The following is a 12,740-nucleotide window of genomic DNA, read 5'->3' as shown; positions in this document are numbered from 1 at the left end:
TAAAAATAATGTTTTTCATCTGTTATACTTAAAAAAACGAACGTTTTAATCAATTTAAATAAAAATGTTCATATTTTTGTTGTATATTCACAAATAGTTTGTTATATTAGCAATATAATAATTTTGAATAACATCACTCGTATATACTCGGTAATATGGTCCGAGCGTTTCTACCTAGTTCCCAATGAAAGAACTGGACTACGGGTTAAAGTATTCGGTCGCTTTCTGTATTGAGCCGCTACCGATCTATAATTTAGCAATGGTCTCATCTTTTGCTTAATTAACTTTGACTACCGTAGTTCTAGAAAGTAGAGATTCTTCTACAATTTCTAGAGCTTTTTTCTTTGGACCAAAACATCGAGTATAGAAAACAACAAGAGAAAGAGGAGAGATTATTTATGAAGAAAAACCTGTTGAAAAAATATGGTGCTCTAGCAACTACTATCGCATTATCATTCTCAATACTTGCAGGATGTAATGCTAGTCCAAAACAAGCAGCAGAGGCGAAAAGTACTCAAAATCCTATCTTAATTCAAGGCCCAATGCCAATAGAAGCTGAAAAATTTGCAAAAAGGTTAAAAAATGTGAAAGAAGAAAAGTCTGGGAGTTTTGTATTTTATAAAGGAACTGTAGACAATTATCCTGTAATCGTCGCGAAAACAGGTAAAGGAATGGAAAATACAGCAGCCGCTACAGCAGTGGCTATTGAAAAATATAAGCCTATAGCGATTATTAACCAAGGAACATCAGGCGGGCATGATCCTAATTTAAACGTATTTGATATTGTTTTAGGAAAAAAAGTCGCGAATATAGGTTCATTAAAAACAACAAATATGGATGAGAACCAAGGAATTGAGCCGGCAAAATGGATATCTATGGACCTGATGGCTTCTGAAGGAAGTGCAGGAGAAGATCCAAATGCTGAGAAAATCCGATACTACGAGGGAGATAAGGATTTACTTGCAGCAGCTAATGCAGTAAAAGACAAGTATACAAAAGGTAAAGTGGTAGAAGGTACTATAGGTTCAGCAGACGTTTGGAATAATGAAGTTGATCGAATTAAGTGGTTCCATACAAAATACGGTACATCTGTAGAAGAAATGGAAGGTGCTGCAGCAGCGCAAATCGCAAAAGCTTATGACGTACCATTCTTAGGAATTCGAGTATTATCTAACAATAAAACAAACGGCGGAAAATACAACCCGAATACAGCAGCGGCAAATCAAGAATATGTATATGAAGTAGTTAAAAAGTATATAGATTCGATGCCAAATAAATAAGTAAATAAAGGTAGTTCTATTCTCAACATAAACATCAAGTAACTCCAAAAGTTTTCGAGACAGATAGACCTATATTAGGATTAGTAGTTGGAAAAGAAAAGCTTGTTTCTTATTTGAAAAGATAAGAAATGAGCTTTTTTATGTGAATTTTTTTTATGAACTATTCAATAAATATGTATAATTGCATAAAAAAATTGAAGTTTATAAGTTATCATTAAACTACTTTTTACTGTAAGCGAATATTTTAATAGTCTTTACTAGAGAAGAATATTCTTTGTGAAAATAAAAATTGTTTATGTAATTGAAGAAACTAAAATTTAGGAGAACAGTATGAAAAAGAAACTATGTACATTGGCTCTTGTAACAGCAATATCTTCTGGCATTGTGACAATTCCAACAGTAGCATCTGCTTGTGGAATAGGAGACGCAATGAAACAGGAAAATCAAGAGCACAAACGTGTGAAGAGGTGGTCTGCTGAGCATCCACACCATCCTAATGAAAGCACACACTTATGGATTGCACGAAATGCTATTCAAATTATGAGTCGTAATCAAGATAAGACAGTTAAAACAAATGAACTACAATTTTTAAATACCCCTGAATATAAGGAGTTATTTGAAAGAGGTCTTTATGATGCTGATTATCTGGATGAATTCAACGATGGGGGTACAGGTACGATAGGTATTGACGGATTAATTAAAGGAGGATGGAAATCCCACTTTTACGATCCTGATACTAAGATGAATTATAAAGGAGAAAAGCAACCAACAGCTTTGACGCAAGGAGACAAATATTTCACATTAGCAGGTGATTATTTTAAGAAAAATGATTGGAAACAGGCTTTCTACTATTTAGGTGTTGCGACGCACTATTTTACAGATGCGACTCAACCGATGCATGCTGCCAATTTTACAGCTGTTGACATGAGTGCTTTAAAATTCCATAGTGCTTTTGAAAATTATGTGACGACAATTCAGACGCAGTTTGAAGTATCGGATGGAGAGGGAAAATATAATTTGGTGAATTCAGGGGATCCAAAGCAGTGGATACATGAAACTGCTAAACTTGCAAAGGCAGAGATCCTGAATATTACCAATGATAAGATTAAATCTCAATACAATAAAGGAAACAATGATATTTGGCAACAAGAAGTTATGCCAGCTGTGCAGAGGAGTTTAGAGAAAGCACAAAGAAATACGGCAGGATTTATTCATTTATGGTTTAATACATATGTTGGAAATGCGACAGTTGAAGAAATTGAAAATACGATAGTGAGAGATTCTAAAGGAGAAGCAATACAAGAAAATAAAAAATACTACATCGTACCAAGTGAGTTTCTAAATAGAGGTTTAACATTTGAAGTATATGCTTCTAATGATTATGCACTATTATCTAATCCACTGGATGATAATAAAGTTCATGGCACACCAGTTCAGTTTGTATTTGATAAAGATAATAACGGGATTCTCCACCAAGGAGAAAGTGCATTGTTAAAAATGACCCAATCCAACTATGGGCAATACGTATTCCTAAATTACTCTAACATGACAAATTGGGTGCATCTTGCAAAGAGAAAGACAAACACTGCACAGTTTAAAGTATATCCAAATCCGAATCAGCCGGATGAATACTTCCTATATACAGACGGTTATCCAGTAAATTATCAAGAAAATGGTAAAGAGAAAAGATGGATTGTTTTAGGGGCGAAAACAGATAAACCAAAAGCATGGAAAATGATACAGGCTGAATAGGGTTATCTATTATATAGAAAGAACGTGTACGTAGTTTTCAAAGATTTCATGGGTTTAGAAAGCATGTTTTGATTAATCAATTCAAATTGTATTTTAAAGGGGAAATGGGTATATGAAGTTCCGAAACACAAAACTTGCTATGGTTACACTATCATCATTTTTTATTTTAGGTTCTGCATCTCTATCATTCACAGATATCGTACATGGTGAAGTAGTTTCTGCATCTCCACAAGTAGATACGTTTTCAGCACAAGAGATTACTGTAAAAAACTATGACGATACATATTATAATAACGTTATAGGAAAAACGGGTTTAGAATTAAAGAAGGAACTTCATAATGTTATTGATAATCATACAAAGATATCATACAGTGCGGTTTGGGAAGCGCTAAGAGATACTGATGAAGATCCAAATAATAAAAATAATGTGTTGCTCTTATATACTGGGCGTTCGCAAGGGGAATTTACGAATGGTTCAGGAGTTGATAACTGGAACCGAGAGCATGTTTGGGCAAAATCACACGGTGATTTTGGAACGGCTGCAGGACCAGGAACAGATCTGCATCATTTAAGAGCGACGGATGTATCTGTAAATAGCTCACGTGGAAATCTGGATTTTGATAATGGTGGTGTGAATCATTCAGAAGCGACAGAATGTAAGTACGATAGTGATTCTTGGGAACCTCGTGATAGTGTAAAAGGAGATATCGCTAGAATGCTATTTTACATGGCTGTTCGTTATGAAGGAGACAACGGCGAAATAGACTTAGAATTAAATGAAAAGGTGAATAACAATAAAGATCCATACATGGGTAAACTATCCGTTTTACTAAAATGGAATGAACAAGACCCTGTCGATGATTTAGAGCGAAAGCGTAATGAAGTGATTTTTACAAAATATCAACATAATCGTAATCCTTTTATTGATCATCCTGAATGGGTAAATAAAATTTGGAACTAAGATTTTTACAGAATTTTTAGTGATATTATACTTTGACAGAAGGGATGGATCATTATGATCAATCCCTTCTTATGTTTATGCTAGAATAAATGTTTTTCATAGGAGTGCAATAGATTATAATAAAGCTTTTTACTTAAAGCAACAGTTTCAAGTGGTAAGCTTTATTTTATTTCATTTATATATGACGTTCACCGCACATACAAATTATTGCAACATTAGACAGGGAAACGAAAAAAATCCAAGAATATGTAATATAAAAGGAAAAGAAAGGAGGGAAAGAGATGTGGAAAACTACCGATCTATGTGATGAATTTGAACAAGAATTACAAATATGTCGCCAGTCTTTTCAATCTTATGGAAAGAAAGAACAATTCTATGGGAAAATCGCAACAGTAAAAGTGAAGGATGATAATGTACTAGTAAAAGAGGGGTTACAAACACTGCCAGAAGGAACGGTATTAGTGGTTGATGGTGGAGCTTCTAAAAATTGTGCGTTACTTGGTGATAATTTAGCAGCTATTGCGGAAGAAAGAAACTTAGCAGGAATTATTGTAAATGGATATGTTCGTGATTCTATGGAGCTAAAAAATATTAATATCGGTATTTTAGCATTGGGGACGATGCCAAATAGAAGTGTAAAAGAAGGAAAAGGAGAGCGAAATATTTCATTGCAATTTGGTGAAGTTGAATGGAAACCGAATGAATATGTTTATGCAGATGAAGATGGAATTATTGTTAGTGATAAAAGCTTACATAGTGAGGGATGAATTCTAATAATGGAAGGCTATTAAGCTATTATTCTTAGAAAATAAATCCGATAAAGCATGGACAAAATTCTTTGTCAATAGTAAAATAATACAGAATTTAAAAATTACAGAATGTATAGGTTTATCGTATTTACGATAAAGTGAAATTTTAATCAGTGGGGATTTTGTTCATCCCACTGATTATTAGCCTTCACCAATCGGGCATTTACGGGCAGTTGATCCCTACCTAACTTCTTTGCTTTCGTTGAATTTGAGGTGGGGGTCTTACTGCTCGGCGAATAGCGGGATGACTTGAAAAGGGAGTAAATTTTGCCTAGAAAAGTGAATGTTATCACAATGGTGCGTTCATAAACAAAATTATTTTTCCTATACAAATATAGCCGCGAATAATGCGGGTAGGAGGTGTTGTACATTTTTGTTCGACACTTACAAAAAGAGAGTGTCAACCGCATACCCTTAAAGGGTCTTTTTTTGTGTGAATGTTAGTAAAGGGAGGGGATTTTGGGATGGCAATGTTAAAGAAATGGCTGCTTACATCATTAATGGCAGTGGCACTTGTATTTGTTTCTTTTTCGAATACAGTACATATTACGTTTGCTGAAGGAAAGACAGCGAAACTTGCAATTATTGGTGAATCACAAAAAGGAATTATGTTATGTCCGAAAGAAGTTTCCATTGAAGATGGAGAAACAGCTTTTAGTTTGCTACAAAAAGTCATGGGTGACAAAGTAACATCTGAAAGTATGTCATTTGGAACTTATATAAAGGGCATCGATGGATTAATGGCCGGAGCAACGAGCGGTTGGTTGTATGATGTAAATGACAAATCTGCAGAAGTTGGGGCGGATAGTTATAAATTAGAGTCTGGGGATGTTGTTGCATTTCGTTACGTCGCAGACTGGAGCAATATGAGTCAAGAAACATTGCAACAAACGTTAGATAAATTTGGCACTTGTAAAACTGTAGAAGAGCCAAAGACAGAGGAACCGAAACCAGAAAAACCAGATGGTAAAACAGAGGAACCAAAACCAGAAGAACCAAAACCAGAAAAACCAGATGGTAAAACAGAAGAACCAAAACTAGAAGATAAAACAACAGAACAACCAAAGCAAGAGAAAATCGAAATCCCAGCCGCACAATTAAACGAAGCGATTTCTAAAACGTCAGAAAAGATGTTACAAGATGGAATTAGTAGTGATTGGGTTGCGATTGGACTTGCTCGTTCAGGTGTAAATGTTCCACTTGAAACGAAAATAAACTATGTTAAGCCAGTAGCTGAAAAAGTTAAGAAGCGTTTAAATCGTTTTTCAGCAACAGATTTAGCTAGAACGATTATTATGATGAATGCAATGAACGTAGATCCTACAAAGGTAGAGGGACAAAATTTAGTACAAAATTTATTTGAATCAGATAAAGTGAATTCCGTTACAGGATACGCATTTACATTACTTGCATTAGATACAAAGAAATATGAGGTTCCGGCTGAAGCGAAATGGAATCGAGCTACTTTAGTACAAGCACTTTTACAGGCGCAGCATACAGACGGTGGCTGGACGTATGATAGTTCAAGTAGTAAAGAAAGTGCTAGTAACGTTGATGTAACAAGTATGGTATTAGCAGCATTAGCTCCTTATCAAGAACAACAAGACGTTAAGCCAGCTATTCAAAAAGCTGTGGATTACTTATACAAGCAGCAGTTAGGTAATGGTGGTTTTGCTGCTGATGGACAAGAGAATTCTAATAGTACTGCACAAGCAATTATTGGACTATCGTTAGTTAAAGATGTAGATCACAATCGTCTTAATAAAGCAGTACAAAATTTAATGTCATATCAGCTTCCAAATGGTGAGTTCAAATGGTTACCAAGTGATCAAAACGGTAGTGGAATGGCTACAGAGCAAGCATTTTTAGCTTTACTTCAGTTTAAAGAGCTTGGAAAATCGATTTATGATTGGTCAAATGTAGTAGAGAATGAAATCGATACGAAACCAATTGTAGAACCAGAGCCAACTGTAGAAGAAAAAGAAGTTGTAGAACAACCGAAACAACAAGAAGAGTTACAAAAACAACCAAAAGATGAAAATCTAAAAGTTGTTGTAGATAACGAACGAGTTAATAAAGAAACAAATAAGAATAAGAATCAATTACCACAAACAGGAGCATCTTCTCATAGTGCAGCTGCACAAGTAGGTATGGGTGTATTATGTATCGCTTCTGCATATGTATTATGGAGACGTAAAGCAGCTTAACAAAAATTAGGAGCAATCATTTGCTCCTAATTTTATTATAAAAGGTGAGGGCTAATAATGAGTGGAGATGAACAAAATCTCCACTCATTAAAGTTTCACTTTATTATGAAAGGTGAGGGGCAGCATGAGTAAGATGAAATGGTTCATTTCTTTAGTTCTTTCATTGGGATTATTAGCTGGATGTGAAGAAACGGCTGTAAAACCTGAGAAGAAGGCCGAACCGAAGCAAGAAGAGCAAAAAGAAGTAGCGAAACAAGAAGAACAAAAAGATGTACCGAAACCGGAAGAGAAACAAGCTGAACCGGAACAGAAACCACAAGAAGAGCAGAAAGATAAACAAGAACAAAAAGTAGAAGAGAAACAAAAAGAAGAAAAGGTGCAGGAACAACCTGAAGTAAAGAAGGAAGAGAAACCAAAGGAACAGCCTGCTGCAAATAAACAACCAGAGCAACAAAAAGTACAAGAAGAGAAACCTCAGCAGCAGAAAGCACCAGAAGTAAAAGAAGAAGCGAAGGTTGTTAATCAGCCGAAAGAAACACCGAAGCAGGAGCAAAAGGAAGATACGAATAAAGAGGAGAAAACGATACCGACTCCGGCAGTACCAACTCCTGAACCACCAAAATCAGATCCAGTACCAGTACCGAAACCGCAAGCGAAACAAGTCACTATCTCGGTAAAAGGACATGAAGGATACTTATTAGGTGCGAAAAAGGTTGATGTACAAGAAGGTGCTACTGTATATAGTGTACTAAATAGTACAGGATTAGATGTTGATGCAAGTGGATCTAAAGGTGATGTTTACGTAAAAGGGATTAATGATTTATACGAAAAAGATATAAGTGATACAAGTGGTTGGAAATACCGTGTGAACGGTGCATTTCCGAATCGTAGTGCTGGTGTAGTTACAGTAAAACCAGGAGATACAATTGAATGGGTGTATGTATTAAAATAAGAAAGGACCTTCGGTAAAGGACTATGAAAATAAGCTTTTCTTCTTTACATCCTTTTGTGAATTTTTTCTATTATATTGGGGTGATGATACTATGTATGATGTGTCTTCATCCTCTTTTTTTAATTGGAGCGATTGTACTAATAGTAATCTTAAATATAGTACAAGGAAATGGCGAGAAAATAAGAAACATGCTGCCTAGTACTATCGTATTCTTTCTAATGGTAATTTTATTTAATTCTTTATTAACACATAGAGGGGCGACTACGTTATTTTGGTTAGGAGATAGCCGGATTAAGCTTGAGGCAGTTATGTTTGGGCTTGTTATGGGGCTATTATTAGTTACGATTATGTTTACGTTTGCTTCTTATAACGATATTATTTCGAGTCATAAATTTTTATATTTGTTTTCAAGAATTTCACCGAAAGTTGCATTGTTAACGATGATTACAGTGCGATTTGTTCCTTTGTTTATTAGGCGGTTAAAGAAAATTACACTCGTCCAAAAAACGAAAGGTGTACAATTAGATTCAGGTTCACTCATTGAGCGTATAAGAAATGGGATGAAGTTACTGCAAGTGTTATTAGTTTGTTCGTTAGAAGATGCACTACAAACAGCAGATTCTATGCAAGCTCGCGGATTTGGTGTAACGAAGCGTACGACTTATATTCGATATAGAATGGAAAGACGCGATTGGTACACGCTAAGTTATTTAAGTATTCTACTTATAACCTCATTCATATTTAGTTATTATGGTGGAGGGAAATTGATCATTTATCCGAAAGTGGAATCAATACTATTCCAGCAATACGATGGAATGATGTTTTTCCTATTTATGATGTTTATTAGTTTACCTATTGTAATGGAAGGAAGGGAATGGATATGGTGGCGCATGCAGAAATAAAGAATTTATCATTTATATATGCTGATGAAAATGAAGAAGCGTTACAGCATATTTCTCTTTCTGTTCAAAAAGGAGAATTTATAGTACTTGCTGGTGGTTCAGGTTCTGGGAAGACAACTTTATTAAAGCATTTCAAAAAGGAGTTACTTCCAATTGGCACGCGTTCTGGACATACATATTATGATGGTGCTTTATTAGAAGAAGTACCTGATTTATTATCTGCACAAGAAATTGGGATGGTATTTCAAAATCCAGAAAATCAGCTCGTAATGGATACAGTTATTCAAGAATTAGCATTCTCTTTAGAAAATATCGGGCTACCATCACATATTATTCAACAAAGAATAGCGGAACTCATTAGCTTTTTAGGATTTCAAGATTTGTTACATCAATCTGTTCATACTTTATCTGGTGGTCAAAAACAACTAGTAAATTTAGCGGCGGTATTAGTCATGCAGCCGAAGTTACTATTACTGGATGAACCGACAGCGCAGCTAGATCCGATTGCAGCGAAAGAGTTTTTAGGATTGTTAAAGCGTATTAATGAAGAACTTGGAATTACGATTATTTTAAGTGAACATCGTTTAGATGAGGTGATGTCGCTAGCGACTCGTGTCGTTTGTATGGATAAGGGCCGAATCGTTTATGATGGTAGCCCTAAAACGGTTATAGCGAACATGTGGGAAGTAGAAAAGTTCCGTCCATTCATTCCGCAAATTCCAAGATTGTTTTTAGAGTGGAATGTGAAAGAGATTCCATTTACAGTGCGAGAAGCGCAAATGAAAATGAATGATTTTTCAGCGATATCATATAGGAATGGGCAAGTAGAACAATGTGAAAAGCAAGAAGTAATTTTAAGTGCAGAACATATATCTTTTCAATATGAAAAAAATAGTCCACTTATTTTACGAGGTTTAACAGTGAACATCGAAAAGGGAAAATGGACAGCTCTAGTTGGGAAAAACGGAACTGGGAAGTCTACACTGTTAACGATTTTAGCAGGATTGCAAAAAGCTAGAAGAGGTAAGGTAAAGTGGAATGGAAAAGTGATACATAAAATTGATTCGAAAGAACGATTTAAAAGTATAGGGTATGTATCGCAACATCCGTACTATCATTTTACATTTGATACAGTATGGGAAGAGGTTTATGAGCGTGCGCGTGAATTATATGGCGAAGAGGGAAAAGTAATAGCAGAAGAAATGTTGAAAAAGTTCTGGTTAGATTCACTTAAAGAGCGCCATCCACATGATTGTAGCGGCGGAGAGCAACAATTACTCGCATTATGTACAACGTTATTATCAAAGCCAACGTTATTATTACTGGATGAGCCGACAAAGGGACTAGATCCATGGAAAAAGGAAAGAGTCGGAGAGCTATTTAAACAGTTGCAAAAAGAAGGTACAACAATTGTAATGGCAACGCACGATATTGAGTTTGCAGCGAAATACGTTGATCAATGTATGATGTTATTTGACGGGAAAGTCATTATGAATGATGCACCGAAAGAGTTCTTTAGTGGTAACTTCTTTTATACAACATCTATTAACCGATTCATCCGTAGAGAGTTGCCATTTGCATTAACGTGGGAGGATGTGTACGAAGCGTGTCCAAACGATATGTCGCATTTATAATATTTATTTTTGCCGTTGCAATATGTACACTACTCTTTACGACTCTTATTATGGACGGGTATTACATGGTAAGTAGTTTGTTTTTATTAGCTGTCATTATGCTACCTTTCTACGTCCGTTTTGAAAGGAAGGCGTTTGTTTCACGTGAAATTGTTATCGTTGCGGTGTTAGCGGCGATTGCAGCGGTTAGCCGGGTACCATTTTCTATTTTACCAAGTGTACAACCGACTTCTTTTGTCATTATCGTTGCTGCAATTGTTTTTGGGAGTGAAACTGGCTTTATGATTGGGGCAACAGCGGCTATTGTATCTAACATTTTTTTAGGACAAGGTCCGTGGACTCCGTGGCAAATGTTCTCTTGGGGCATGATCGGTTTTATAGCAGGATTACTCCGAAATACATTTTTGATGAAAAAACTATGGGGACGACTCATATATGGATTTGCCGTTGGATTTCTATTTGGCTGGATTATGAATTTGTGGGGTCTTCTTGGTTTTATACAAGAAGCAACGTGGGAAACAGTTATTGCCTACTATGTCGCAAGTTTTTACTTTGATCTGAGTCATGCGATATCGAATGTTATTTTCCTTCTGTTATTTAGCACGTCATGGATTACGATCCTCACAAGATTTAAAAAGAAATACGGTATATTAGATGAGCATAACGTGACATAGAAAAGCATACTCATATAAGGTAGGGTCGCGACTTACATATTCGTTTGCCTCTTTCATGCTTCTTACATAGTGTAAGGAGCATTTTTTATTGTCAGAAAATAGATCTAATATATATCCGTTATTATATGAAATTATTTGTATAATAGTAGGTGAGAACTTTTTTCAAGGGGGAGGTGTATAGTTAATGAAGTTAGTTATTCCGAAGCAACATGGTGCATGGGCGATGCTTGTCATACCATTTCTATTAAGTGTATTACTTGGTAAACCTACTTTTTATCATATCCCATTGTTTTTAGCCTGGTTCTTTATCTATCTAGCTACTTATCCATTTCTCATGTACATAAGGCAAAGACGAAAAAAAGAATTTCTACACGCTGCAATTGTTTATTTTATCATTGCATTTGTATTTGGGATGATTTCTTTATTATATGAATGGCGAATTCTTTTATTCGCAGTATTAATGATTCCATTGTTTATTGTAAATATGTATTACGCTCGTCAAAAAAATGAACGAGCATTACTAAATGATATTTGCGCGATTATTGTGTTTTGTATAGGTGGCTTAATAAGTTATTATTTCTCAATGAAATTTATTGATAGAACCGCATTATTCATTGCGCTTATTTCATTTCTATATTTTTTAGGAAGTACGTTTTATGTGAAAACGATGATTCGTGAAAAAAATAATCCGAAGTATCGTTTTATATCTTGGGGATATCATATTATATTAACGGTAATCGTATTTACTATAAATCCGTGGTGTTCACTCATATTTGTACCAAGTGTAATTCGGGCCATTATGTTGTATGGCAAAAAGATTTCTATATTAAAAGTAGGGATTTTAGAAATTGTTAATTCTGTATATTTTTTAATCATAACGGTAATAATGATGAAGTATGCCATTTGAAAAAAAACTTCCCATCTTTTGATGGGAAGTTTTCATTCTTGTTCTAAAATATGAACGGTATAATCGCATCTTTGTAATGCTTGTTCTACAGCGTAAAGGGATTGTTCAATACGTGCACGATTAAAATCTTCTTCAACAGTTTGTAATGCATCTTCTAAACAATGTTTTGCTTCTTGTAATGATTGAAAAGAATCTTGTACGTATCCACGAGCATTCTTTTGCAACGTAGTAGCCTCCTTTTGTACATCTTTTTGTAGTATGAACAATAAAGAAGAAAATATAATTTTTATATTTATTTGACAATTATAATAAAATTACGTATAGTTAAATTTAAAGTGAATATTTTCTTATCCAGAGAGGTGGAGGGACTGGCCCGATGAAACCCAGCAACCGCGATGCAGGTGCTAATTCCAGCAGAACATTTTTGTTCTGGGAGATAAGACGAAGATATACGTAACTTCTTCTTATCGGAGAGGTTTTTTTGTTGCAAAAAAACCGATTATGAAAATTTATTTTAAGAAGAAAGGGTAATTAACTGTTACGATTTATTTAACCAATTATAACTAAAGTTAATTAAATATATCAGCAAGCCCTGCTAGTCAAGTGATTGGCTAGTAGTGAGGGTTAACTGCGGGCAATCCCTAAAGCTGATTGAACTACAG

General features: G+C 35.1%; 11 protein-coding genes and 2 riboswitches. Of the genes, 10 read left to right on the top strand and 1 reads right to left on the bottom strand.

Annotated features, from left to right (window positions below; genetic code table 11):
* Positions 1-117 precede the first annotated feature (117 nt).
* Positions 118-221: riboswitch (purine riboswitch) on the top strand.
* A 177-nt stretch (positions 222-398) separates the two neighbouring features.
* From JTF23_RS20460 to JTF23_RS20415, 10 genes are all read left to right on the top strand, one after another.
* Entirely contained in the window at positions 399-1,280 is an 882-nt protein-coding gene (locus JTF23_RS20460) for a 5'-methylthioadenosine/S-adenosylhomocysteine nucleosidase (protein ID WP_016105493.1), read from the top strand.
* Positions 1,281-1,610: 330 nt separating this feature from the next.
* A complete protein-coding gene (locus JTF23_RS20455; protein ID WP_016105492.1) occupies positions 1,611-3,032 on the top strand; it encodes a zinc dependent phospholipase C family protein in 1,422 nt (473 codons plus the stop codon).
* Between the two features lie 112 nt (positions 3,033-3,144).
* On the top strand, positions 3,145-3,993 hold the full coding sequence (locus JTF23_RS20450; protein WP_204209503.1) for an endonuclease I family protein: 849 nt from the start codon (positions 3,145-3,147) through the stop codon (positions 3,991-3,993).
* A gap of 281 nt (positions 3,994-4,274) precedes the next feature.
* Positions 4,275-4,760: a ribonuclease E activity regulator RraA gene (gene rraA / locus JTF23_RS20445; protein ID WP_016105490.1), complete on the top strand. Its 486-nt coding sequence runs from the start codon at positions 4,275-4,277 to the stop codon at positions 4,758-4,760.
* A 506-nt stretch (positions 4,761-5,266) separates the two neighbouring features.
* On the top strand, positions 5,267-7,009 hold the full coding sequence (locus JTF23_RS20440; protein ID WP_204209502.1) for a DUF4430 domain-containing protein: 1,743 nt from the start codon (positions 5,267-5,269) through the stop codon (positions 7,007-7,009).
* Between the two features lie 124 nt (positions 7,010-7,133).
* Positions 7,134-7,961 (top strand): DUF4430 domain-containing protein, encoded by an 828-nt coding sequence (locus tag JTF23_RS20435; protein WP_204209501.1) that lies wholly within the window; start codon positions 7,134-7,136, stop codon positions 7,959-7,961.
* Positions 7,962-7,984: 23 nt separating this feature from the next.
* The gene (locus tag JTF23_RS20430; protein ID WP_016105487.1) at positions 7,985-8,863 is read left to right on the top strand and encodes an energy-coupling factor transporter transmembrane component T; all 879 of its coding nucleotides are present in this window, start codon (positions 7,985-7,987) and stop codon (positions 8,861-8,863) included.
* Entirely contained in the window at positions 8,836-10,497 is a 1,662-nt protein-coding gene (locus tag JTF23_RS20425) for an ABC transporter ATP-binding protein (protein ID WP_016105486.1), read from the top strand. Before JTF23_RS20430 ends, JTF23_RS20425 begins: the two co-directional genes overlap by 28 nt.
* Positions 10,470-11,171, top strand: a complete 702-nt coding sequence (locus tag JTF23_RS20420) for an ECF transporter S component (protein ID WP_016105485.1) — start codon at positions 10,470-10,472, stop codon at positions 11,169-11,171. The genes JTF23_RS20425 and JTF23_RS20420 overlap by 28 nt, the downstream gene beginning before the upstream one ends.
* A gap of 184 nt (positions 11,172-11,355) precedes the next feature.
* On the top strand, positions 11,356-12,078 hold the full coding sequence (locus JTF23_RS20415; protein ID WP_002110872.1) for a YwiC-like family protein: 723 nt from the start codon (positions 11,356-11,358) through the stop codon (positions 12,076-12,078).
* A gap of 32 nt (positions 12,079-12,110) precedes the next feature.
* Here JTF23_RS20415 and JTF23_RS20410 read toward each other — a convergent pair whose 3' ends face one another.
* Positions 12,111-12,302: a hypothetical protein gene (locus JTF23_RS20410; RefSeq protein WP_002110871.1), complete on the bottom strand. Its 192-nt coding sequence runs from the start codon at positions 12,300-12,302 to the stop codon at positions 12,111-12,113.
* A 120-nt stretch (positions 12,303-12,422) separates the two neighbouring features.
* A riboswitch (SAM riboswitch) is annotated at positions 12,423-12,521 on the top strand.
* Positions 12,522-12,740: the final 219 nt, after the last annotated feature.

The organism is Bacillus sp. RIT 809, from assembly GCF_016892495.1.
In the GTDB taxonomy this organism is placed as follows: Bacteria; Bacillota; Bacilli; order Bacillales; family Bacillaceae_G; genus Bacillus_A; species Bacillus_A cereus_U.
The sequence above is the reverse complement of the archived record's forward strand: the minus strand, read 5'-3'. Positions and strand labels throughout refer to the sequence as shown.